The 24,311-nt window shown below is 72.2% G+C and carries 16 protein-coding genes and 1 pseudogene; 14 read left to right on the top strand and 3 right to left on the bottom strand.

Features of this window, described 5'->3' with window-relative positions:
* Positions 1-58: 58 nt before the first annotated feature.
* A complete protein-coding gene (locus tag AC0NH5_RS15990; RefSeq protein WP_474404263.1) occupies positions 59-1,303 on the bottom strand; it encodes a glycosyltransferase family 4 protein in 1,245 nt (414 codons plus the stop codon).
* The gene (locus AC0NH5_RS15985; protein ID WP_474404261.1) at positions 1,300-3,150 is read right to left on the bottom strand and encodes a glycogen debranching enzyme N-terminal domain-containing protein; all 1,851 of its coding nucleotides are present in this window, start codon (positions 3,148-3,150) and stop codon (positions 1,300-1,302) included. Before AC0NH5_RS15985 ends, AC0NH5_RS15990 begins: the two co-directional genes overlap by 4 nt.
* Positions 3,151-3,355: 205 nt before the next feature.
* On the opposite strand from AC0NH5_RS15985, the gene glgX reads away from it, so the two are divergent.
* The 8 genes from glgX (at position 3,356) to AC0NH5_RS15945 (ending at position 15,399) form a co-directional block, all read left to right on the top strand.
* Positions 3,356-5,467, top strand: a complete 2,112-nt coding sequence (gene glgX / locus AC0NH5_RS15980) for a glycogen debranching protein GlgX (RefSeq protein ID WP_474404259.1) — start codon at positions 3,356-3,358, stop codon at positions 5,465-5,467.
* A complete protein-coding gene (gene treY, locus AC0NH5_RS15975; RefSeq protein WP_474404258.1) occupies positions 5,468-7,735 on the top strand; it encodes a malto-oligosyltrehalose synthase in 2,268 nt (755 codons plus the stop codon).
* Positions 7,732-9,462, top strand: coding sequence for a malto-oligosyltrehalose trehalohydrolase (treZ, locus tag AC0NH5_RS15970; protein ID WP_474404256.1), 1,731 nt, complete (start codon positions 7,732-7,734; stop codon positions 9,460-9,462). The genes treY and treZ overlap by 4 nt, the downstream gene beginning before the upstream one ends.
* A 10-nt stretch (positions 9,463-9,472) precedes the next feature.
* The gene (gene yidD / locus AC0NH5_RS15965) at positions 9,473-9,826 is read left to right on the top strand and encodes a membrane protein insertion efficiency factor YidD (protein WP_474404255.1); all 354 of its coding nucleotides are present in this window, start codon (positions 9,473-9,475) and stop codon (positions 9,824-9,826) included.
* Between the two features lie 45 nt (positions 9,827-9,871).
* The gene (locus AC0NH5_RS15960) at positions 9,872-11,101 is read left to right on the top strand and encodes a transporter substrate-binding domain-containing protein (RefSeq protein ID WP_474404252.1); all 1,230 of its coding nucleotides are present in this window, start codon (positions 9,872-9,874) and stop codon (positions 11,099-11,101) included.
* Positions 11,098-12,132: a hypothetical protein gene (locus AC0NH5_RS15955; protein ID WP_474404251.1), complete on the top strand. Its 1,035-nt coding sequence runs from the start codon at positions 11,098-11,100 to the stop codon at positions 12,130-12,132. The genes AC0NH5_RS15960 and AC0NH5_RS15955 overlap by 4 nt, the downstream gene beginning before the upstream one ends.
* An 81-nt stretch (positions 12,133-12,213) precedes the next feature.
* Positions 12,214-12,936 (top strand): PP2C family protein-serine/threonine phosphatase, encoded by a 723-nt coding sequence (locus AC0NH5_RS15950; RefSeq protein ID WP_474404249.1) that lies wholly within the window; start codon positions 12,214-12,216, stop codon positions 12,934-12,936.
* 24 nt (positions 12,937-12,960) lie between these two features.
* Positions 12,961-15,399, top strand: a complete 2,439-nt coding sequence (locus AC0NH5_RS15945) for a putative bifunctional diguanylate cyclase/phosphodiesterase (protein WP_474404247.1) — start codon at positions 12,961-12,963, stop codon at positions 15,397-15,399.
* A gap of 250 nt (positions 15,400-15,649) precedes the next feature.
* Here the strand turns inward: AC0NH5_RS15945 and hrpB are convergent, their stop codons facing one another.
* Positions 15,650-18,106, bottom strand: coding sequence for an ATP-dependent helicase HrpB (hrpB, locus tag AC0NH5_RS15940; protein WP_474404447.1), 2,457 nt, complete (start codon positions 18,104-18,106; stop codon positions 15,650-15,652).
* Between the two features lie 137 nt (positions 18,107-18,243).
* Between hrpB and uraD the strand changes: the two genes are divergently transcribed.
* The 6 genes and pseudogenes from uraD (at position 18,244) to AC0NH5_RS15910 (ending at position 24,054) form a co-directional block, all read left to right on the top strand.
* Positions 18,244-18,750 (top strand): 2-oxo-4-hydroxy-4-carboxy-5-ureidoimidazoline decarboxylase, encoded by a 507-nt coding sequence (gene uraD, locus AC0NH5_RS15935; RefSeq protein ID WP_474404246.1) that lies wholly within the window; start codon positions 18,244-18,246, stop codon positions 18,748-18,750.
* Positions 18,740-19,102, top strand: coding sequence for a hydroxyisourate hydrolase (gene uraH, locus AC0NH5_RS15930; RefSeq protein ID WP_474404244.1), 363 nt, complete (start codon positions 18,740-18,742; stop codon positions 19,100-19,102). The genes uraD and uraH overlap by 11 nt, the downstream gene beginning before the upstream one ends.
* A 3-nt stretch (positions 19,103-19,105) precedes the next feature.
* The gene (pucL, locus tag AC0NH5_RS15925; protein ID WP_474404242.1) at positions 19,106-19,966 is read left to right on the top strand and encodes a factor-independent urate hydroxylase; all 861 of its coding nucleotides are present in this window, start codon (positions 19,106-19,108) and stop codon (positions 19,964-19,966) included.
* On the top strand, positions 19,954-21,303 hold the full coding sequence (locus AC0NH5_RS15920; protein ID WP_474404240.1) for an 8-oxoguanine deaminase: 1,350 nt from the start codon (positions 19,954-19,956) through the stop codon (positions 21,301-21,303). Before pucL ends, AC0NH5_RS15920 begins: the two co-directional genes overlap by 13 nt.
* Before the next feature lie 47 nt (positions 21,304-21,350).
* Positions 21,351-22,901, top strand: a pseudogene (aceB, locus tag AC0NH5_RS15915) (malate synthase A); the annotation flags it as partial.
* A 16-nt stretch (positions 22,902-22,917) separates the two neighbouring features.
* Positions 22,918-24,054 (top strand): DUF6986 family protein, encoded by a 1,137-nt coding sequence (locus AC0NH5_RS15910; protein ID WP_474404239.1) that lies wholly within the window; start codon positions 22,918-22,920, stop codon positions 24,052-24,054.
* The last annotated feature ends 257 nt before the right edge of the window (positions 24,055-24,311 follow it).

Raw genomic sequence — 24,311 nt, 5'->3', positions numbered from 1 at the left:
TACGGGCCGGCTTCCGCAACGCGAACCCGTTGTATGTGAACACTCGATCGGCCTGCGGTCAGACGTGGGTGGGGTAGCGGGTGGTGGGGACGTGGGCGAGCACGCTCTCCGCCTCGCGGGAGACCCGGCCGGCGTCCGAGGCGCGGGCCCGGTCGTAGACGGCGGCGGTCTGCGCGGCGATCCCCGGCCAGTTGAAGTCCTCCCGCACCCGCTGGTGTGCGCGCAGGGCGACGGCCCGGGCGTAGTCGCGGTCGGCGAGTACGCGGGCGGTCGCCGCGGCCAGCGCGTGCGGGTCGCCGGGCGCGAACTTCACGCCGTTCACACCGTGCTCGACGATCTCGGCCAGGCCGCCGGTGTCGGCGACCGCCACCGGGGTGCCGGCCGCGGCCGCCTCCAGCGCGACCATGCCGAACGGCTCGTAGATGCTCGGCACCACGTAGCAGTCGGAGGCGCCCATCAGTGCGGTCAGGTCGTGCCCGCCGAGGAAGCCGGCGAACGTCACCCCGGGCGTCGCCATCGCTTCCAGCTCGCGCCGGTACGGGCCGTCGCCGGCGATCACCACGCGCAGCCCCGGGTACCGGTCCCGCAGCAGCGGCGTCGCGGCCAGCAGATGCTGCACGCCCTTCTCGTAGACCAGGCGCCCGGCGAAGCTGACCAGCGGGCCGTCCCCGGCATACTCCGCGCGGGCGATCGCCACCGCGCGCGGCCGGGCCCGCCAGCGCAGCGCGTCGACGCCGTTGTAGACCACGTCGGTCCGCGACGCGGGCACCGCGAAGAGCCGGCCGACCTCCTGCTTCATGTACTCCGAGCAGACGATCACCCGGACCGCCTCGGCGGTCAGCCAGCGCTCGACGTCGTCGATGGTCCGGTTGTGGTCGTGCGGCAGGTAACCCTGGTGACGGCCGGACTCGGTGGCGTGGACGGTGGCCACGAGCGGGATGTCGAGGTGGTCGCGCAGGGTCACCGCGGAGTGCGCGACCAGCCAGTCGTGCGCGTGCACCACGTCGTACCGCCCGGTGCGGGCGGCGCGCAGGGCGGCCCGGGTGAGGGTGTGGTTGAACGCCATCGCCCAGCCCAGGTAGTTGCCGCCGGCGGTGTCGAACGCGGGCGGGTCGTCCGGGGTGCGGATCACCCGGACGCCCTCGGTGTACTCCTCGCGCAGCGCGCCGGGGGCGTGCCGGGTGACCACGGTGACCTCGTGCCCGGCGGCGACCAGCGACGTCGCCAGCGCGTGCACGTGCCGCCCCAGGCCTCCCACCAGCAGCGGCGGGTACTCCCAGGAGAGCATCAGGATCCGGGTCATGAGGTGTACCTCTGTTTCACTCGCAGAACCTCGGCGACGGCCAGGGCCGAGAAGGGGTTGCCGGTCGACTCGTACGGGGCCTCGCCGTCGGCGCTCTCGCTGATCGAGCCGGCCCCCCACTCGGACAGGTGCGCCTCGAGGCCGGTGAGCAGGCCGTCGACCGGCCGGCCGACCGCGGCGCAGGCGTCGGCGTACGGGCCGATCAGCCACGGGCGGACCAGGCCGTCCCGGCGGCCCTGATATCCGTATTCGCTCGGGGCCAGCGTGCGCAGCCCGAGCGGGGTGAGCAGGTGCTCGCCGGCCGCGCGGACCGCGGCGCCGTCGTACCGGCCGCGCATCGGTGCGTGCGGCAACGACCAGGCCAGCAGCTGGTGCGGGCGCAGCGACGGGTCGTCGTGGTGGGTGCCGGCGCCGAGCGGGTAGATGGCGGCCGGGCCCTGCACCACGTCGTAGAGCCAGCCCTCGGGAGCCGGGAAGCGCCGCAGGAAGGAGTCGCGGGCGAGGGCGTGCCGGGTGCGCGGCTCGGTGTCGTCCAGGCCCGCCTCGGCGAGCAGCTCGCACATCGCGGCGAGCGCGTTCACCCAGAGCGCGTTGACGTCGACCGGCTTGCCGATCCGGGGCGCGGCCACGATCTCCCGGCGGCCGCCGGCCGGGGCGGTGAGGCGCAGCAGCCCGTCCTCCGGGTCCACCGCGAGCGGGCCCGGCTCACCGAGGCGGCGCCGCAGCACCCGGGCCAGCGGGGTGGCGAGCTGCGCGGCCAGGTCGGTGTCCCGGGTCCGGGTGACATGCCGGTCCACCGCGTGCACCAGCCACAGCGGCGCCTCCGCCGGCTCCGGGGCGGCCGGCGCTTCAGTGGCCCGGGTGGCCGCGCGGGTCCAGTTGATCAGTAGTTCCCGGCCCTCGTCGGCGCGGCCGGTGTCGAGGAACAGGCCTTCGTAGGCGGCCATCGCCTCGGCCGGGTCGCGGCCGGCCCATGGATATCCGGTCACCACGGCGGGCCCGTCCGGGCCGGTGATCACGAACTTGTCGGCCGCCACGGTGAGCTGTTCCGCGTACCCCTCCGTCTTGGCATGGGTGACCAGGCGATGAGCCCGCTCGCGCTCCGCCGCGATGACCACCGACGCGGCCGGCGGTCGTTCGCCCAGCGTGCCGCCCCAGGCGGAGATCTCCATCAGCTCGCCGGGGCCGGCCTGCTGGAAGAAGGTGCCGGCCAGCCAGAGATCCTCGGTGTGGTGGCCGGCCCGGGAGCGCACGCCTAGGTGCCAGAGGCCGCCGGGCTGCCAGCCCGGACCGGCGAGCCGGTAGGAATCCGCCACCACGACGCCGTCGGCGACCGGCTCGATGCTCAGCGGCGGACCGCCGGCGTGCCGTGCCGCGTCCACCGGCCGCCAGGTGCACATGGCCGTGACAGCGAGCCCGACCGGGCCGGGCGCGCTGACCACCCGGTGCACGACGGCGAGCGAGGGGTGCCCGTGCCGCAGGGCGATCTCCCGCTCGATGACCACGTCGCCGATCCGCCAGCGCCAGCGGGGCAGGCCGTCCTGGAGGGTGAAGGTTTCCAGGTGCCGGTGCCCGTCCGGGTCGATCGCGCCGGACTCCCACTCGTGGGTGTACAGCGCGACCTTGGCCCCGGAGGGTAACGAGACCGTCAGGTCCAGCGCCGCGAGCGCGACCTGACCGTCGACAGTGAGCAGGGCGTGCTGCTGTCGTGTCCGCAAACCGCTGACCGTCCCCGAGGCGTACCCGCCCGTTCCGTCGGTGACCAGCCATTCCCGGCCGGTTCCCGCCTCGGAGCTGAGCGAGCCACAGATCTGCGGCCCGAAAACGATGTGATCAGTTCGCGGCACGGCGGCTTCATGCTCACAAACCGGCCCGGTTAAACCCCAGGAGAGGGAGATATCAGGGCTAACCGGCGGTCGGGCCGACGACGGCGGATGCGTCCGCAACAATGGCGAAGACGTGGCCGCGAAGGATTAACCCGTCCCTTGGATGGGCATACGTCCGCCCGCTGGCCGTGATCACAGGGGACGGCCGAGGGGTAGGAGCACGATTATGCAGGTCTGGCCTGGCCATAGGTACCCGCTGGGCGCTACGTACGACGGGACGGGGACGAACTTCGCGATCTTCTCCGAGGTGGCCGAGGCGGTCGAGCTCTGTCTGTTCGACCCTTCCGGCAACGAGCGGAAGGTCCAGCTCCACGAGCAGGACGCGTTCGTCTGGCACGCCTACCTACCGGGCGTCGAGCCGGGACAGCGGTACGGCTACCGCGTCTACGGGCCGTACGAGCCGCACCGCGGACTGCGCTGCAACCCGCACAAGCTGCTGCTGGACCCGTACGCGCGGGCCGTCGACTCGGACATCGACTGGCATCCGTCGCTGTACGCGTACGACTTCGCGAACCCGGACCAGATGTCGGATCTGGACTCGGCGGCGTACATGCCGAAGGGCGTGGTGGTCAACCCGTACTTCGACTGGGGCAACGACCGGCGGCCGGACATCCCGTACCACCACTCGGTGATCTACGAGACCCACGTCAAGGGGCTCACCCAGCGGCACCCCGAGATCCCCAAGGACATGCGGGGGACGTACTCGGCGATCGGCCACCCGGCGATCATCGAGCACCTGAAGGGCCTCGGCGTGACCGCTGTCGAGCTGATGCCGGTGCACCAGTTCGTGCACGACAACCGGCTGCACGACCTGGGGCTGCGCAACTACTGGGGTTACAACACCCTCGGCTTCTTCGCGCCGTACCACGGCTATTCGGCGATGGGCTCGCTGGGACAGCAGACCCAGGAGTTCCGCGGCATGGTGAAGGCGCTGCACGCGGCCGGCATGGAAGTCATCCTCGACGTGGTCTACAACCACACCGCGGAGGGCAACCACCTGGGCCCCACGCTCAGCCTCAAGGGCATCGACAACCGGACCTACTACCGGCTCGTCGACGATCAACCGCAGTTCTACATGGACTACACCGGTACGGGTAACAGCCTGAACGTGCGCAGTCCGCAGAGCCTCCAGCTGATCATGGACTCGCTGCGGTACTGGGTCACCGAGATGCACGTCGACGGGTTCCGCTTCGACCTCGCCTCGACCCTGGCCCGCGAGTTCTACGACGTCGACCGGCTGTCGACGTTCTTCGAGGTGGTGCAGCAGGACCCGGTGGTCGGCCAGGTGAAGCTGATCGCCGAGCCCTGGGACGTCGGGCCCGGCGGTTATCAGGTGGGCAACTTCCCGCCGAACTGGACCGAGTGGAACGGGAAGTACCGGGACACCGTCCGCGACTTCTGGCGCGGCGAGCCGGCCACCCTGGCGGAGTTCGCCTCCCGGATCACCGGGTCGGCCGACCTCTATCAGGACGACGGCCGCAAGCCGTTCCACTCGATCAACTTCGTGACGGCGCACGACGGGTTCACGCTCAACGACCTGGTCACCTACAACGACAAGCACAACGAGGCCAACGGCGAGGAGAACCGGGACGGCGAGAGCCACAACCGGTCCTGGAACTGCGGCATCGAGGGACCCACCGACGACGAGGGTGTGCTCGCGCTGCGGGCCCGCCAGCGCCGCAACTTCCTGGCCACGCTGATGCTCAGCCAGGGCGTGCCGATGATCTCGCACGGCGACGAGCTGGCCCGCACCCAGCACGGCAACAACAACGCGTACTGCCAGGACGACGAGATCAGCTGGATCGACTGGGAGAACGCCGACGAGCAGCTGCTGGAGTTCGCCCGCAAGCTGACCGCGTTCCGCCACCGGCACCAGGTGTTCCAGCGCCGTCGCTTCTTCACCGGCCTGCCGGTGACCGCCCGCGGCGGCGGCGACCCGCTGCCCGACCTGGAATGGTTCACCCCGGACGGCCGGCAGATGGCCGGCGACGACTGGGGCAACGACTTCGGCCGGGCGGTGGCGCTGTTCGTCAACGGCGAGGGCATCCGCGAGCGCGGTCAGTACGGCCAGCGGCACGTGGACAGCTCGTTCCTGCTCTTCTTCAACGCGCACGACGCGCCGCTCGAGTTCACCACTCCGCCCGCGGAGTACGGGGAGAAGTGGGAGAAAGTCATCGAAACCGCTGATCCGTCCCCTGATCGACCGTCCGTCGTCGAAGCCGGACAGAAGCTCTGGGTGCCGGACCGGTCCCTCATCGTGCTGGACAGGACGGTCTAAATGCCCCCCAGCAGTACTTATCGAGTCCAGGTCCGTCCCGACTTCCCGCTCGCCGACACCGCACGGATAGCCGACTACCTGGCCGATCTCGGGGTGAGCCACCTCTATTCCGCGCCGCTGCTGACCGCCACGCCCGGCTCCGAGCACGGTTACGACGTCGTCGACCACTCGCAGGTGAGCCCGGCGCTGGGCGGCGCGGACGGCCTGCGGGAACTGCACCGCGCGCTGCAGGCCGCCGGCCTCGGGCTGGTCGTCGACATCGTGCCCAACCACGCCGGGATCGCGGCGCCGGCGGTCAACCCCACCTGGTGGGACGTCCTCAAGAACGGGCAGAAGTCCGAGTTCGCGGGCTTCTACGACATCGACTGGTCGCGCGGGCGGCTGCTGGTCCCGGTGCTGGCCGACAGCGCCGACGCGCTCGACGACCTGCGCGTCGAGGACGGCGAACTGCGCTACTTCGACAAGCGGTTCCCGATCGCCGACGGCACCGGCGAGGGCAGCCCGCGGGAGGTGCACGACCGGCAGCACTACGAGCTGATCAACTGGACCCGGGGCGACAGCGAGCTGAACTACCGCCGGTTCTTCGCCATCACCGACCTGGCCGGTCTGCGGGTGGAGGCGCCGGAGGTCTTCGACGCCACCCACGCCGAGATCCTGCGCTGGGTCCGGGAGGGCATCGCGCAGGGCATCCGGGTCGACCACCCGGACGGGCTGCGCGACCCGGGCGAATACTTCGCCCGGCTGCGCGAGGCCGCGCCGGAGGCTTGGCTGGTGGTGGAGAAGATTCTGGAGCCGGGGGAGAAGCTGCCGGCCTGGCCGGTCGCCGGGACCACCGGGTACGACGCGATGGCCGAGGTCTGCGGCGTCTTCGTCGACTCCGGCACCGAGGCGTTCTTCGACACCCTCGACCACCACCTCACCGGCGCCACCACGTCCTGGCAGAACCTCGTGCACGACTGCAAGCACGCGGTCGCGACCGGCCAGCTCGCCGCCGAGCTGGCCCGGCTGGCCCGGCTGGTCCCCGAGGTCGAGGCCGCGCCCCGCGCGCTGGCCGAGCTGGCTGCCTGCTTCCCGGTCTACCGTTCTTACCTGCCGTTCGGCGGGCGCTACCTGGCCCAGGCGCGCTCCGAGGCGGGCCGTCGCCGGCCGCAGCTGATCGGCGCGCTGGACCAGCTCACCGCCCGGCTGCGCAACCCGAACGACGAGCTGGCGATCCGGTTCCAGCAGTTCACCGGCGCGGTGATGGCCAAGGGCGTGGAGGACGCGGCGTTCTACCGCTGGACCCGGTTCGTGGCCCGCAACGAGGTCGGCAACGACCCGGCGAAGTTCGGCGTCACCCCGGACGAGTTCCACGAGGCCGCCGAGCAGCGCCAGGCCGACTGGCCGACCGGGATGACCTCGCTCGCCACCCACGACACCAAGCGCAGCGAGGACGTCCGGGCCCGGCTCGCGGTGCTCTCCGAGGTGCCCGGCGACTGGACCGAGGTGGTGCGCCGGTGGTCCCGGCTCGCGCCGCTCCCGGACCCGGCGCTGGCCCATCTGATCTGGCAGGTCGCGGTGGGTGCGTGGCCGATCTCGCGGGAGAGACTGCAGGCGTACGCGGTGAAGGCTGCCCGCGAGGCCGGGACCGGCACCACCTGGCTGGCGCCCGACGAGTCCTTCGAGACGGCCCTGCGCGAGATGGTCGACAAGATCTACGACGATCCGGCCCTGCACCGTGAGGTCGGCGACTTCGCCGCGTCGATCACGCCGCCCGGCTGGTCGAACTCGCTCGGCCAGAAGCTCGTGCAGCTCGCCATGCCCGGCGTTCCCGACGTCTACCAGGGCACCGAGCTGTGGGACTACTCGCTGGTCGACCCGGACAACCGGCGGCCGGTCGACTTCGCCGAGCGCCGGGAGCTGCTGAGCCGGACCGACGACGGCTGGCTGCCGCCGGTGGACGACACCGGCGCCGCCAAGCTGCTGCTCACCAGCCGGCTGCTGCGCCTGCGCCGGCAGCGCCCGGAACTGTTCACCGGGTACCGCCCGGTCTTCGCCGACGGCCGGGTGGGCGAGCACGTGCTGGCCTTCGACCGCGGCGGCGTGGTGGCGGTGGCCACCCGGCTCCCGGTCGGATTGTCACGGCACGGCGGCTGGCACGACACCACGCTGTCACTGGACGGCCACAACTGGACGGAAGTCTTCACGAACACCGCTTACGGCGGCAACCGCCTGTCGGTGGCCGAACTGCTGCGCACCTATCCCGTCGCTCTCCTGGTGAAAGAATGACGATCTTCGAGGTCTGGGCGCCGGAAAAGCCGGTGCGACTGCTGTACGGCGGTCAGGAACGCGAGATGGAGTCCGGCGAGGACGGCTGGTGGCGGCTGGAGGTCGCCGAGGCCGCGCACGGCAGCGACTACGCCTACCGGCTGCCCGGCGAGGAGAACCCGCTGCCCGACCCGCGCTCGGCCTGGCAGCCGGACGGGGTGCACGGGCCCAGCCGGGTCTACGACCACGACGCGTTCACCTGGACCGACCAGGCCTGGCCCGGGCGCCAGCTGCCCGGTTCGGTGCTGTACGAGCTGCACATCGGCACGTTCACGACCGACGGCACGTTCGACGCCGCGATCGAGAAGCTGGACCACCTCGTCGACCTCGGCGTCGACCTGGTCGAGCTGCTGCCGGTCAACGCGTTCAACGGCACCTACAACTGGGGGTACGACGGCGTCTGCTGGTACGCGCCGCACGAGGCGTACGGCGGCCCGGACGGCCTGAAGCGGTTCGTCGACGCGGCGCACGCCAAGGGCCTCGGCGTGGTGCTGGACGTGGTCTACAACCACTTCGGCCCGAGCGGGGCGTACGCGCCGATGTTCGCGCCGTACCTCAGCAGCGGCAGCAACTCCTGGGGCAGCTCGCTCAACCTGGACGGTCCCGACTCGGACCAGGTGCGGCGCTACATCCTCGACAGTGTGCTGATGTGGCTGCGCGACTACCACGTCGACGGCCTGCGGCTCGACGCCGTGCACGCGCTGCACGACGAGGGCGCGGTGCACCTGCTGGAACAGATGGCGGTCGAGGTGGAGACGCTCTCCACCCGGCTGCGCCGCCCGCTCACGCTGATCGCCGAGTCCGACCTCAACGACGCCAAGCTGATCACCCCACGCGAGGGCGGCGGGTACGGCCTGCACGCCCAGTGGGACGACGACGTGCACCACGCCCTGCACGCGCTGCTGACCGGCGAGCGGCAGGGCTACTACGGCGACTTCGGGTCGCTGGACTGCCTGCGGACCGTCCTGGAAGGCGCCTTCTTCCACGCCGGCACCTGGTCCAGCTTCCGCGGCCGGCGGCACGGCCGGCCGGTGGACCGGCAGCGGATCCCCGGCCACCGCTTCGTGACCTTCCTGCAGAACCACGACCAGATCGGCAACCGGGCGATCGGCGACCGGCTCACCGCCACGCTCTCGCCCGGCCTGCTCAAGGTCGGCGCCACCCTGCTGCTCACCTCGCCGTTCACCCCGATGCTGTTCATGGGTGAGGAATGGGCGGCGAGCAGCCCGTGGCAGTTCTTCACCAGCCACCCCGAGCCGGAACTGGCCCAGGCGGTGCAGACCGGCCGGCGCAAGGAGTTCGCCCGGCACGGCTGGGACGAGGCCGAGGTGCCCGACCCGCAGGACCCGGCCACCTTCGAACGCTCCAAGCTCGACTGGTCCGAGCTGGACAAGGCCGGGCACGCCGAGATCCTGGACCTCCACAAGAAGCTGATCCGGCTGCGCCGCACGGTGCCCGGGCTCACCGACCCCTGGCTGCACGACGTCGAGGTCTGGCACGGCGACCAGCACGTGGTGATCAGGCGCGGCTCGCACGTGGTGGCGGCCAACCTGGCCGACCGGCCGCAGACCGTCAGCGTGCGGTCCACGGTCCGGTCGGTGCTGCTGGCCACCGCACCCGGGGTGGTCGTGGAGCGGGACCGGCTGGTGCTGCCACCGGAGACCGCGGCGGTGGTCGCGGTCCGCTAGCTTTCGGTGCGTGAGCGCGCGGAAGAAGAAAAAGAAGAAGTCCGGCTCGTGCGACGCCTGCGACTGCGGGCTGGTCGGGTGCGACCTCTTCTCGCTCAGCACGATGCTGCGGCTGACGGCGGCGCTCACCCGGACCCCGGCGCACCGGGGCCGGGCCGAGCGCGCCGTCACCGGCGCGATAAAGGGTTATCGCAAGGTCTCGCCGCATCTGCCGACCCGCTGCCGCTACACACCCACATGCAGCGCGTACGCACTGGAGGCGATCGACAAGCACGGACTGGGGGCGGGGTTGCGCCTCGCGGCGCGCCGGCTGGCGCGGTGCCGCCCGGGTGTCCCGTTCGGTACCGTCGACCCCGTTCCGTGACCTGTCTGGTGCACCATGACTCCTTCGGGGGAGGGAGACGGGTGCATGTCCGAGACGAACGAGAGCCCGCGGCCGCAGCCGGGCGGTGAGCCGCCGCGCGATCCCGCGCCACCGGTGACGCCCGCGGACCGCGGGCTGCGTTGGCCCCGGCAGTGGAACCCGGAACGCATCTGGCCGCCGCTGCGCAACGGCGAGCTGGGCTTCCTGCGCCGCCGCCCGCCCGAGCCGGACGCGACCGTGGAGGAGATCGCCTCCCGCGACATCGCCGAGCACGAGGTGATCGAGGAGGTCATCTCCGAGGTCGAGCGCCGCTCCATCGTCGACGGCGAATACCGTTTCAAGGCCTGGCGCCTGGCCGCGCTCGGCGTGCTGATCGTGCTCACCCTGGTGGTGACCATGGGTCAGCTGCTGGTGGCCGGGCCGCCGTCCGTCGACGAGCTGCGCGAGCAGGCCGGCGTCGACACCTGGAGCGAGCTCGCCGTCGGCGTGAAGGACGATCAGCACGGCACGGCCTACTACGATCCGGACACCAAGGTTTGGTCCGGGTTCGACATCGACATGGCATACATGATCGCCGAGGACCTCGGGTTCCGGCGCGACGACGTCCGGTTCTACGGCCTGGAGAGCGAGGACCGGGCCCGGATGCAAGCCACCGATCCGGAGGACGGTGAACGGGTCTCGGTGCAACTGGTGATCGCCAGTTTCAGCATCACGCCGACCCGTGAGGCCATGGCCGGAGTCACCTTCTCCCAGGGCTACCTCGACACCGAGCAGTCCGTGGCCACGCTCGCGGGACATCCACCGGTGTCGGCGCTGGAGGATCTCAGCGGCAGGAAGGTCTGCACGCTCTCCACCGCCACCAGCCAGAGCGCCCTGGCCCGGTTCGGGGCGAAGGTGACCCAGAAGAACCGGGTCTCGGAGTGCTTCCGGCTGCTCGACTCCCGCGACGTCGAGGCGGTCAGCACCGACGCCGCCATCCTGGCCGGCTACAAGTACGAGTTCGAGGACAAGTACGAGCACTGGGACCTCGGCCTGGACGCGACCGAGCGCTGGGGCGTCAACGTCGGGGAGAACCCGGCCCTCAAGACCCTCGTCGACCTCACGCTGTACCGGTCGTACATCGACCCCAAGGACGACCGCTGGGAGCAGGCCTGGCAGAAGAACTTCCAGGTGGAGTTGAAGGCGAACAAGAAGACGCCGATCGCGATCGCCCAGCAGCCCCGCGTCGAGCGGCCGGACGTGCGCCGGCTGCCCTGGGAGGACCCGCTGGGATGAGCGAGATCCACACCGGCGCGGTCAGCAAGGAGCGCGTGCTGCCCCGCACCAGCTACCGGGCCGAGCTCAACTGGCTGCTCGCCGTGCTCCCCGGTTTCCCGCTGCTGCTGCTCGTCCTGCGCCTGTGGTACCTGAGCCGCCAGGACATGCCGACCATGCTGCTGCTGGTGCAGTACATCAACCCGCTCGGCATGCTCGGCGCGCTGTTCATCACGCTGAGCTGGACCATCCCGGCGGTCATCCTGGTGGTCCGGGTGCTCGGCGGCATCCTGCTGGTCAGCGTCCCGGAACGGACCGCGACGTCGTTCCTGGCGGTCGCCGCGCTGCGGATGCCGGGCTGGGTGGTGGCGATCGCCGCGGGCATCGCCGCCTTCACCTGGCAGCTGCGCCTGCTGCCGCTGCTGATGATGATGATCGTGGCCATCCTCGGGCTCACCGCGGTGCAGAGCGTGCAGGGGGAGCCGTGGCTGCTGTGGTGGATCACGATCGGTGTGCCGGTGCTCACCGGTGTGCTGGTCTGGATCTTCTGCTGGCCGGGGGTGGTGGCCGCCGTCCGTGCGGGGGAGTACACGACGGCGCTCCTGCTCGGCCTGCCCCCGCTGCTCGGCCCGCTGCTGACCGGCCCGGTGCCGGAGCGGTGGGCCCGGATCGCGACGCACTGGCCGGCGGTCGCGGCGGCGTTCGCGATGCCGTTCGTGGTCGGCGTGGTCTTCCTCCGCGCGCCGGTCCTGCCGAACAGCGCCATCGAGGTGGCGACGGCGGGCGAGCCGGTCCGCGTCATCCGTGGCCAGCTGATCTCGGTGGACGACACCTCGACGACGATGCTGGAGCCCACCGGCGACGTGACGTTCGTACCCAACGGCGAAGTCCGGTCGAAGACGCTCTGCCCGGAGCCGTCCCGCCCGCCGGACAGCGCGGTCGCCGTCCGCGGCTGGCCCGTCGAGGCGTCGGCGTTGCAGTGGATCGCCCCGGCCCGGCAGGTCATCGAGGTCGATCCGAGGTGCCTCGGCCGCCCACTGGACCGGGGATGAGTGTATTTTCTGCAACGACATGAACGACGCGCCGCCTCCCACGTGCAGACAGCCTGGCATCGACCTGGCAGGCTGCACGCCATGACCTTGCACCTCCGGTGGGCAGCAGTCACCGACCAAGGACACGTCCGCAGCAACAACGAGGACGGTCACTACGCCGGTGACCGGCTGCTCGTTGTCGCGGACGGCATGGGTGGCATGGCCGCCGGCGACCTGGCGAGCCGGATCGCCATCGACGCCATGGTCGGGCTCGACGTGCCGATCGACACCGAGCACCAGATGGACGCGCTGCACAAGGCCCTCGAGGTGGCCAACGGCCGGATCGCCGAGCAGGTCGCCGCCGACCCGTCGCTGCAGGGCATGGGCACCACGCTGACCGCTGTCGTGTTCAACGGGAAGCGGGCCGCGATGGCCCACGTCGGTGACTCCCGCGCCTACCTGCTGCGTGACGGCCGGCTGAACCAGCTCACCAAGGACGACACGTACGTTCAGATGCTCATCGACCAGGGTCTGCTCAAGCCCGAGGAAGCGGCCGGGCACCCGCGCCGGGCAGTGGTCACCCGGGTGCTGCAGGGCGAGCCGGTCAGCCCGGCGTACGTGATCGTCGAACCGCTGCCGGGCGACCGGTGGCTGCTGTGCAGCGACGGCCTCACCGGTGTGGTGCCCGACCCGATCATCGAGCAGGAGATGCAGAGCGTCACCGACCCGAAGGCCTGCGCCGAGCGCCTGGTCGACCTGGCTCTGCGCGGCGGCGGACCGGACAACGTGACTGTGATCGTCGCCGACGTGACCAGCGGGGACTGAGGCAGGTACCGTACTCCGGCCACGATGATCGTGGCCCGGACTCTGGTGGTGATCGTGCGACTGCTCGGCGCGTCGGTGCCCGCCCTGGTGGCGGTGGTCGCTGCGAGCGAGCTGCTGCCCGGGCCCTCCGCCCTCTACAGCGAGACGGCGCAGATGATCGCCGGCCTGCTCGCCGCGGCCGTCTGCTCCACCGCGGCCCGGCGCCGGACCGGTGTCCCCCGCTGCTGGCGCCTGCTCGCCGCCGGTGGCCTGGTCGTCTGGTCGCTGACCCGGCTCTGGTGCGTGGCGCTGATGCTGTGGGGCGCCGGCGGCACCACCCCGCGGCTGATCGCCGGCATCGGTTTCCTGGTGCTGCCGGCCTGCATGCTGCTCGGCCTGCTCAGCGCGACGCACACCCGGCCCCGGCCGGTGCCCACGTCACCGCTGCGCGACCAGGTGGCCCTGATCATCGACAGCCTGCTGATCACCGGTTCGGTGCTGGCGCTGCTCTGGACCGTCTTTCCCGGTGAGCCGCTGGACGGGCTGCGCGACCCGGGGTGGCTCGTCTATCCGATCGCGGACCTGGTGCTGCTCACGATGGCGGGACTGCTGCTGACCACGCGACCCGACTCGCCGGCCGGGCGGCGGCCGCTGCGGCTGATCGCGGTCGGCCTGGTCGCCTTCGGGACCGCGGACACGCTGCGGCTGCTCGGCACCGGCCCCGACTGGCTGGAGACCACCGGGCACCTGCTGGGGCCGGCCTTCGTCGCGCTGGCGGCGCTCAGCCCGGCCCGTCCCACCCCGGTGCCCGCCGACGACGCGCTGCTGCAACGGGACTGGTTCCACCTGCTGATCCCGTACGGCCCGGTGGTGGTGACCGGACTGGTGCTGGTCACCCAGCCGTTCACCGCGTTCGAGGCGTACCTCGGCTGGCTCGGCCTGGCCCTGGTGGTGACCCGGCAGATGCTCACCATCATGGACAACAACGTGCTGCTGGACCGGGTCGCCGAGATCCAGCGGCGGCTGCACCACCAGGCGTACCACGATCCGCTCACCGGCCTGGCGAACCGGGCGTTCTTCCGCGAGCGGCTGGTGCGGGCGCTGGAGGCGCACGAGCGGCACGGCGCCCCGGTCGCGGTGATCTTCGCGGACCTGGACGACTTCAAGCTGATCAACGACACGTTCGGGCACGCCATGGGCGACCGGGTGCTGGACGCCGTCGGCGAGCGGATGCGGGCCTGCGTACGCTCCACCGACCTGGTGGCCCGGCTGGGCGGTGACGAGTTCGCCGTGGTGATCGACCCCGGCATGCTCGAGCCGCCACCGCAGCGCCCCGGTCGCGACCGGTTGCGCAGCGTGGTCCGGCAGCGGATCGGCGGGCGCCGGTACGTGCTCTCCGCCGCCGGGGTGCGGGTCTCCGAGAACGTGGACTGGACCACCGGTCCGGGAGCCGAACCCGAGGAGCTGCCGCCCCGGCCCGGTGGGTGGGCCGCCGAGGCGGAGGCGGTCGGGCAGCGGGTGCTGGCGGCGCTGCGCGAGCCGTACGTCATCGACGGCCGTTCGGTCGGCGTCGGCGTCAGCATCGGCCTGGTCGCCGCCGAACCGGGCGACGAGCTCACCGCCGACGTCCTGCTGCGCCGCGCCGACGCCGCGATGTACGCGGTGAAACGGCACGGCAAGGGCGCGCTGATCCGGTACACCGGCCCCCGCGACGCCGTGCCGCACGCCGACCTGCCCCAGCTGCTGGCCGGCGCGCTGGCCGGCGGCGGCAGCCCGGCGGCGGCCGGCTTCGAGGTCCACTACCAGCCGATCGTCCGGCTCACCGACGACGTGACAGTGGCCGTGGAGGCCCTCGCCCGGTGGACCGACCCGGTGGCCGGGCGGGTGCACCCGGACGTCTTCGTCACGATGGCCGAGCGCACCGGGCTGGTCGCCGCGCTCGACGACTTCGTGCTGGACCGGGCCTGCGCCGACGCCGCCTGCCTGGCCGAGCGTTTCGGCCGCCCGATCGACCTGCACGTCAACGTCTCGGCGGGACGGCTCGGGCAGGAAGGCCTGGAGCAGGCCGTGGCCGCCGCCGTCGAGCGGTACGCGGTGCCACCCGGGCGGCTGGTCATCGAGATCACCGAGACGCTGCGGATCTCCGACCTGCCCCGGGCGGCCGAGGTGGTCGGGCGGCTGCGGGATCTGGGCGTGCGCGTCGCGCTGGACGACTTCGGCAGCGGGTACAACGCGCTCGCCCAGCTGCACTCGATCCCGGTCGACATCGTCAAGCTGGACTCCACGCTGACCGACTTCGGCAAGGAGCCGGACCGGGGTGGGGCGCTCTGCCGGTCGGTCCTGGCGATCTGCGGCGAGCTGGGCATCGCGGTGGTGGCTGAGGGGCTGGAGACGCCGGAGCGGGCCCGGGCGCTGGCGGATCTGGGCTGTCCGCTCGGTCAGGGCTACCTGTTCGGCCCGCCGGCCCCCCTCGACGATCTCTGACCACCGTGCCCCGCATAGCGACCCGAACTTCACACGCGCCCACAGCCTGTGTGTGAAGTTGCGCCCGCATAGCGACCCGAACTTCACACGCACCAATCTGTGTGTGAAGTTGCGCCCACCACGGGACCCGAACTTCACACACTGGGGTGGGGCCGGGACGGCAGGTCAGCCCGGCGGTCGCGGCAGAGCCGTGACCCGGCAGCGTGGCCGCGTCGTAGCCCCGGGACCGGTCCAGGTCGTACCGCACAGGTCATCGGGAGCGAGGGTTCGCCCGCCTGGTGGGTACCGCTGAGGCCGGGTCCGCCGGCCAGGGATGACGCGGATAGCGTCCCCGCATCTCCGCCCTGACCTGCGGATATCCCTGCACCCAGAAGGAGGCCAGATCGCGGGTCACCGCGACCGGCCGGCCCGCCGGGGAGAGCAGGTGCAGCAGTACCGGGACACGTCCGCCGGCCAGCCGCGGCGCGTCCTGCCAGCCGAACGCCTCCTGCACCTTGACCGCGAGGACCGGCGCCTGCGGATCGGTGTAGTCCACCCGGATCTGGGAGCCGCTCGGCACCGGCAGCCGTTCCGGGGCGATCTCGTCCAGGCGGCCGGCCACCGACCAGGGGAGCAGGCGGCGCAGCGCGGCGGTCACGTCGATCCTGGCCAGGTCGGCGCGGCGGCGCGCGGCACCGAGGTCGAGCCAGTCGGCCTCCTGGAGGGCTGTGTCCGAGACGTCCGGCCAGGGGGCGCCGAGCGCGGCGTGCGCGAAGGCCAGCCGGCGGCGGAGTTCTTCGGCCGGGCGGGACCAGGTCAGCAGGCCGAGGCCCTCCTCGCGGAGGCCGGTGCGCAGTGCCTCGCGGAGCCGCCGCGGGTCCGGGTCGGTGAGGCGGGTGCTGGCGAGGGTGATCGCGCCGAGCCGGCGGACCCGGCGGGCGACCACGTCACCGTCGCTCCAGCCGATCTCGGTGGTGTCGCTGAGCAGGGCGGCGGCGACTTCGCGGGCGGTGGGCTCGTCGAGCGGGGCGGCGCTGCGGATGCGGGCGGCGCGGGATCCGGCGGCGCGGTCCGCACCGGCGACGGCGAGCCAGGGGACGCCGGCGAGCGGGCTGCCGTCCGGCAGGTCGGCAGCGGTGCCACCGGCCATCAGGTACGCGCGACCGCCGGGTTCGCGGAGCTTGGCGACGCGTTCGGGGTAGGCGAGACCGATGACGAGCCCGGCCGCGAGGTCGTCGGGAAGTGATGGGCCGGCGTCGCGGGCCGGCCGGTCCAGGGCTGCGCTCAACCGGCGCACCTCGGCCTTCCACGCCGGATCGGGGCCGGTGCGGGCGCGGCGCCAGGCCGCGACGACGTCGTCCGAGCCGGAGCGGTCGTCGTCGAGCACCGCGACGATCTCCGCGGCCCGCCGCGCGCCCACCAGCGGCGCGCCGTCCAGCAGGGCGCGGGCCAGCCGGGGGTGCAGCCCGGCGCCGGAGAGCGCGCGGCCCCGCGCCGTGACCCGGCCGTCGTCGCCCACCGCCCCGAGGTCGTGCAGCGTGGACACCGCCGCGCGCAGCGCGCCGGCCGGCGGTGGATCCGGCAGAGCCAGCCCGGCGCCGTCCGGGTGTCCCCAGATCGCCAGGTCGAGGGCGAAGCCGGTCAGGTCGGCGGCCGAGATCTCCGGTTCGGGCTGGGCCGGCAGCCGGTCGTGCGCCGCCTGCGCCCAGCAGCGGTAGACGCGTCCGGGCGCCTCCCGCCCGGCCCGTCCGGCGCGTTGTTCGGCGCTCGACCGGGAGACCGGGACGGTGGCGAGCGCGCCGAGACCGCGCGCGTGGTCCATCCGCGGCACCCGGCTGAGGCCGGCGTCGACCACGGCGCGCACGCCCGGCACGGTCAGGCTGCTCTCGGCGACCGCGGTGGCCAGCACGACCCGCCGGCGTGACCCGGGACGCAGCGCGGCGTCCTGGTCCGCGCCGCTCTGCCGGCCGTGCAGGGTGACCACGTCCTCGTGGCGGAGGAGCCGGGCGACCGTGTCGATCTCGCGGGCGCCGGGAAGGAAGACCAGCACGTCGCCGTCGCCCTCGGCCAGTGCGCGCCGGGTGGTGGCCGCGACGTGGTCGAGCAGGCGGGGGTCCACGCGCAGGCCGTGCGGCGGCGCGACCGGGCCGGACGGTGGCGCCCAGATCACGTCGACCGGATGGGTGCGGGCCTGCGCGGTCAGGACCGGGGCGCCGCCCAGCACCTCGGCGAGCCGTTCCGCGTCCGCGGTGGCCGACGTGGCCAGCAGGTTCAGCTCCGGGCGCAGCGCGGCGCGCACCTCGACCAGGAAGGCGAGCGCCAGATCGGAGTCGAGGTGCCGCTCGTGGCACTCGTCCAGGATCACCGTCGCGGTCCCGGCCAGTTCGGGATCGTTCTGCAGGCGGCGGACGAGCAGGCCGGTCGTCACCACCTCGACCACGGTCTCGCGGGAGGTCCGCCGGTCGCCGCGCACGGCGTAACCGACCCGGCCGCCGACCTGTTCACCGAGCAGCGCCGCCATCCGCCGGGCGGCCGCCCGCGCGGCGACCCGGCGCGGCTCGGCGACGATCACCTTCCGGCCGGTGCCGGCCAGCGCGAGCGGGACCAGGGTGGTCTTGCCGGTGCCGGGCGGTGCCACCAGCACCGCCGTGCCCGTGCGCGCGAGGGTGCCGGCCACGTCGGCGAGAACGGGGCGGACCGGGAGGTCGGGCAGGGCACCGGCGGGGATGAGCACGGTGCCAGTCTCGCCCATCGCCGGACGGCGAGATTTCCGCCCGGGGTCGTGGCAGGGTGCGTGTTAAATCTTCGCTCCGCCGGTGCCCGCCGCGGACTCCGGCTGCTTGACTGATCGACATCGAGAAGGGGGTGACCGCGGTGGAGGGGTTCAACGCGTTGCCCGCCGAGCGTCTCCGGGCCGACCTGCTCGCCTGCCTGGCCGCGCCGGCCTGGGCCGACCGGGTGATCGCCGGGCGGCCCTATCCGGACCGGGCCGGGCTGCTCGCCGCGGCCGGCGCCGCAGTGGACGGCCTGAGCTGGGAGGACGTGCTGCTGGGCCTGTCCGCGCACCCGCGCATCGGGGAACGCGCGGCCGGCGCCTCCCAGGAGGCTTCCTGGTCGCGGACCGAGCAGTCGGCCGCCGCCGCGAGCGCCGACGACACCACCCGGGCGGCGCTGATCGCGGCCAACCGGGAGTACGAGGAGCGGTTCGGTCACGTCTTCCTGATCTTCGCGAGCGGCCGCGGCCAGACGGAGATCCTGGCCGCGGCGCGGGACCGGCTCGGCAACGACGAGGCGACCGAACGCGCGGTGGTGCGGGGTGAGCTGCGCCGGATCGCGCTGCTCCGGCTGGAGCGGGTGCTCGATGCCCTCTGACGGCGGCACGGCGGCCGGGGTCCACGCCAGGATCTCGACGCACATCCTGGACACCGTCACCGGCGAGCCGGCCCGTGACGTCTATGTGCGGCTGGAGCGCCGCGACTCGGACGGCTGGCGGACGATCGCGGAGGGGCGCACCGACGACGACGGGCGGTTGCGCCACGAGGTGCCGCTGCGCGACTGGCAGGCCGGGGGTTACCGGCTCTTCTTCTACGTGGAGCCGTACCTGGGCGGGGACTGCTTCTTCCCGGAGATCACGGTGGCCTTCCACGTGCACGACCCGGACCGCCACTACCACGTGCCGCTGCTGCTGAGCAGGTATGGCTACACCACCTACCGAGGGAGTTGAGCCGTGGCGATCGTGCTGGGCCCGAACCGGTACGGCAAGGCGGAGACCCGGCTCGTCCGGGTGTCCCGCGACGGCGAGACGCACTCGCTGGCCGATCTCAACGTCAGCGTGGCGCTCGCCGGCGACCTGACCGCGACGCACCTGACCGGTGACAACTCCGGCGTGCTGCCCACCGACACGATGAAGAACACGGTGTACGCGTTCGCCCGGCAGCACGGCGTCGGCGAGCCCGAGGAGTTCGCCCTGCTGCTGGGCCGGCACTTCGTCGCCGGTCAGCCGCAGGTGCACAGCGCGACGGTGTCGATCGAGTCGTTCGGCTGGGACCGGCTGGGCCCGCACTCGTTCCAGCGGCGCGGCGACCACACCCGGACGACTGTGGTTACGGTGACCGGGCAGGCGGCGCAGGTGGTCTCCGGCGTCTCCGGCCTGGTGCTGCTGAACTCGACGGACTCCGAGTTCCACGGGTTCGTGAAGGACGAGTGGACCACGCTGCCGGAGACGACGGACCGGATCCTGGCCACGGCGGTGGACGCCCGGTGGCGGCATGCCGGTGACCCGCCGGACTGGGGTGAGTCGTTCGCCGGGGCCCTGGACGCGCTGCGGGCTGCCTTCGTGGGGACCTACAGCTATTCGCTGCAGCAGACGCTCTACGCGATGGGCAGCGCGGTGCTGGCGCAACGGCCGGAGATAGCGGAGGTGCGGCTGGCGCTGCCGAACAAGCATCACTATCTGGTCGACCTGGCGCCGTTCGGGCTGTCGAACCCGAACGAGGTGTTCATCGCCGGGGACCGGCCGTACGGGCTGATCGAGGGCTCGGTGCGGCGGGACGACGCGCCCGCGGCGATCGCGGAGTGGTGGCTGTGATCGTCATCGAGAACGCCGCGGTGGCGACTGTGGATGATGCGGGCACCGAGTACACGACTGGTTACGTCGTGGTGGGGGATGACGGGCGGATCGCGGCGGTCGGTGGCGGGCGCACATCCGATATATCCGGGCAAAGGATTGACGGGCGGGGCTGTCTGGTGACGCCTGGGCTCGTCAACACCCATCATCACCTCTACCAATGGGCGACCCGCGGGCTGGCCCTGGACGAGACGCTCTTCGGCTGGCTGACCAAGCTCTACCCGGTCTGGGGCCGGCTGGACGCCGAGATCGTCGGCGCGGCCGCCGGCGCCGGCCTCGGCTGGCTGGCCCTCTCCGGCTGCACCACCTCGATGGACCACCACTACGTCTTCCCGCGCGACGGCGGCGACGTGCTGGAGGCCGAGATCCTCGCCGCCCGCAGGATCGGCCTGCGGTTCCACCCCACCCGCGGCTCGATGGACCTGAGCCGCAAGGACGGCGGCCTCCCGCCGGACCACCTGGTCGAGGACACCGACGAGGCCCTCGCCGCCACCGAGGCCGCCATCGACCGCTGGCACGATCCCGCGCCGGACGCGATGCTGCGGATCGCGGTAGCGCCCTGCTCGCCGTTCTCGGTCACCACCCGGCTGATGGAGGAGGCGGCGGTGCTGGCCCGGCGCAAGGGCGTGCGCCTGCACACCCACCTGGCCGAGACCGACGACGAGGAGGAGTTCTGCCGCAAGCAGTTCGGCTGCACCCCGGTGGAGTACGCGGAACGCGTCGGCTGGCTCGGCGACGACGTGTGGCTCGCGCACGGCGTGCACCTGGACGACACGGCGATCGCCCGGCTCGGCGCCACCGGCACCGGGGTCGCGCACTGTCCCAGTTCGAACGCCCGGCTGGGGGCCGGTGCCGCCCGGGTGCGGGAGCTGCTGGATCACCGGGTGCCGGTCGGGCTGGGCGTGGACGGTGCCGCCTCGCAGGAGGTCTCCCATCTCGGGGCCGAGCTGCGTCAGGCGCTCTACACCGCACGGTTGCGGGGCGGGCCGAAGGCGATGGACGCCCGGGAGGCGCTGCGGCTGGGCACCATCGGCGGCGCCCGCTGCCTGGGCCGGCAGGACGACCTCGGCTCGATCGAGGTGGGCAAGCTGGCCGACCTGGTGCTGTGGCGGCTCGACGGACTCGGCCACGAGGGAATCGACGACAAGGTCGCCGCGCTGGTCTTCGGCCCGCCCACCCCGGTCGAGCTGGCGCTGGTCGGCGGGAAGCCGGTGGTCGAGCGGGGCGAACTCGTGAACGCCGACGCGGAGACGCTGACTGCCGAGGCCCGGCGCGCCCAGCGAAGGCTTCATGAATAATGCTCGATTACGGTACGGGGGAGTAACCACACCGAGAGGAACCGTCAACGATGACTGAGATCCTGTCCGACGAGGCTGTGGCGTTCGTCGCCGATCTGAACCGGCGATTCCGGGCCCGCCGCAACGAGCTGCTCGAGGCACGTGCCGCCCGGCGCGCCGAGATCGCGGCCGGCGCCACCCTCGGCTTCCTCGCCGAGACGGCGGACATCCGCGCGGCCGAGTGGCAGGCCCCGCCCGCACCGGCCGACCTCCAGGACCGGCGGGTGGAGATCACCGGGCCGACCGAGCGGAAGATGACGATCAACGCGCTCAACTCCGGCGCCAAGGTGTGGCTGGCCGACCTGGAGGACGCGAACACCCCGCACTGGGAGAACGTCGTCGACGGGCAGCGCAACCTCTACGACGCGATCCGCCGGACGATCTCGCTGCGGACCGACAAGAAGACCTATGAGCTGAACGGCGGGCCGTACCCGACGATCGTGATGCGCCCGCGCGGCTGGCACCTGGACGAGCGGCACCTGCCGGTGGACGGCGAGCCGGCCGTCGGCGCCCTGGTCGACTTCGGTCTCTACTTCTTCCACAACGCGGCCGAGCTGCTGGAGCGCGGCAGTGGGCCGTACTTCTATCTGCCCAAGATGGAATCCCACAAAGAGGCCGCGCTCTGGAACGACGTCTTCACGTACGCCCAGGAGCAGCTGGGCATCCCGGTCGGCACCATCCGTGCCACCGTGCTGATCGAGACGATCCCGGCCGCGTTCGAGATGGAGGAGATTCTCTACTGCCTCAGGCCGCACCTCTCGGGACTCAACGCCGGCCGCTGGGACTACCTGTTCAGCATCATCAAGTACTTCCGTGACAACCCGACCATGATCCTGCCGGACCGGGCCTCGGTCACCATGACGGCGCCGTTCATGCGGGCGTACACCGAACTGCTCGTCTCCACCTGCCACCGCCGCGGCGCGTTCGCGATGGGCGGCATGGCCGCGTTCATCCCCAGCCGCCGCGACCCGCAGGTCAACGAGGTGGCCCTCGCCAAGGTCCGGGAGGACAAGGAGCGGGAGGCCGCCGACGGCTTCGACGGCTCCTGGGTGGCCCACCCCGACCTGGTGCCGGTCTGTGCGGAGATCTTCGGCCGGGTGCTCGGCGACCAGCCGAACCAGCTCGCCAAGAAACGCCCGGACGTCGCGGTGGACGCCGCCGACCTGCTGCACGTGGCCGGCACCGGCGGCGCGGTCACCCGGGCCGGGCTGCACAACAACGTCAACGTGGCGCTGCAATATCTGGAGGCGTGGCTGCGCGGCAACGGCGCGGTGGCGATCCACAACCTGATGGAGGACGCGGCCACCGCCGAGATCTCCCGCTCCCAGGTCTGGCAGTGGATCCACAACGGGGTGCGCCTGGAGGACGGCACCCCGATCACCGCTGAACTGGTCGGCCGGATCGAGGACGAGGAACTCGCCAGGATCCGCGAGACGGTCGGCGACGAGGCGTGGACCTCCGGCCGTTACGACGACGCCCGCAAGCTGTTCGAGCGGGTCGCCCTCGCCGACGACTTCGCCGACTTCCTGACCAGCGCGGCCTACGACTCGATCGACTGACCTGCCGGGGGAACGCATGCGCCTGTCCGATCAGGACTATGCCGAGATCGACGGGCGCCTCGCCGCCCACGACGCGTTCCTCCGGGCCCGCTACCCGGGGGAACGCGCCGGCCGGCAACCCGTGCACACCGTTTACGTCCCCGCCGACCGCCTCGACGGCTTCCGCGGCTGGGGCCCGCTCGCGCTGGCCACGATGCGCGAGAACGACTTCCCGTGGCCCGATCCGGCGGTCCGCGACAAACTGGCCCGCGAACCGATCGAGGATCTGCGCGTCGACTTCGAGGACGGTTACGGCGTCCGCGACGACGACCAGGAGGACGCGGCGGTGCGCAAGGCCGCGACGATCCTCGCCGACGGCCCGAGACCGCCGTTCGTCGGCCTGCGGATCAAGTCGCTGGAGGCGGCCACCCGGCGTCGCTCGTTGCGCACGCTGGACCTCTTCCTCTCCGTCTACCAAGACCTTTTCACCATCACGCTGCCCAAGGTGAGCGGCGCCGACCAGGTCGCTGCGATGGTCACCCTCTGCGAGAGACTCGAGCGGTCGTACGGCCTGAGCACCGGCGCCCTCACCTTCGAGATCCAGATCGAGCTGCCGTCGGCGGTGCTCGCCGCCGACGGCACCGCCACCGTGGCGCGCCTGATCACCGTGGCCGGCGGCCGGTGCACCGGGTTGCACTACGGCACCTACGACTACAGCGCGGCCGCCGGTGTCGCCGCCGCGTACCAGTCGATGGAGCACCCGGCCGCCGATTACGCCAAGGCCGTGATGCAGGCGGCCGCCGCCCAGACCGGCGTGCGCGTCTGCGACGGCTCCACCAACATCCTCCCGGTCGGTGACCGGTCCCAGGTGCGGGCCGGCTGGGAACTGCACCACCGGCTGGTCCGCCGCTCCCTGGAACGGGGCTTTTATCAGGGGTGGGACCTGCACCCGGCGCAACTGCCCAGCCGGTACGCCGCGACCTACGCGTTCTTCCGCGACGGGCGCGACGCCGCGGTCGACCGGCTGCGCCGCTACCTCGACCGGCAGGAGAGCGGCGTCGCCGACGAGCCGGCGACCGCCCGTGCGCTCGCCGGTTACCTGCTGCGCGGCCTGGACTGCGGTGCGCTGACCGACGCCGGCTTCCCCCGCGAACAACTCACCGCCCTGACCTGACCCCTGCGTGTGAAGTTGTGGTGCGCTCCGCACCCGAACTTCACACGCGAGGGGCCGCCCGGGTGTGTGAAGTTGTGGTGCGTTGCGAGCCTGAACTTCACACGCGAGGGGCCGCCCGGGTGTGTGAAGTTGTGGTGCGTTGCGAGCCTGAACTTCACACGCGAGCGGGTGGCCGGCCGGGTGTGTGAAGTTGGGGTACGCGGCGAGCCCACAATCGGCACGCAAGAGGGGTGAGATCGACTTGAACTGATGGCTGC

This window comes from Actinoplanes sp. 13, from assembly GCF_056134165.1.
The sequence above is the reverse complement of the archived record's forward strand: the minus strand, read 5'-3'. Positions and strand labels throughout refer to the sequence as shown.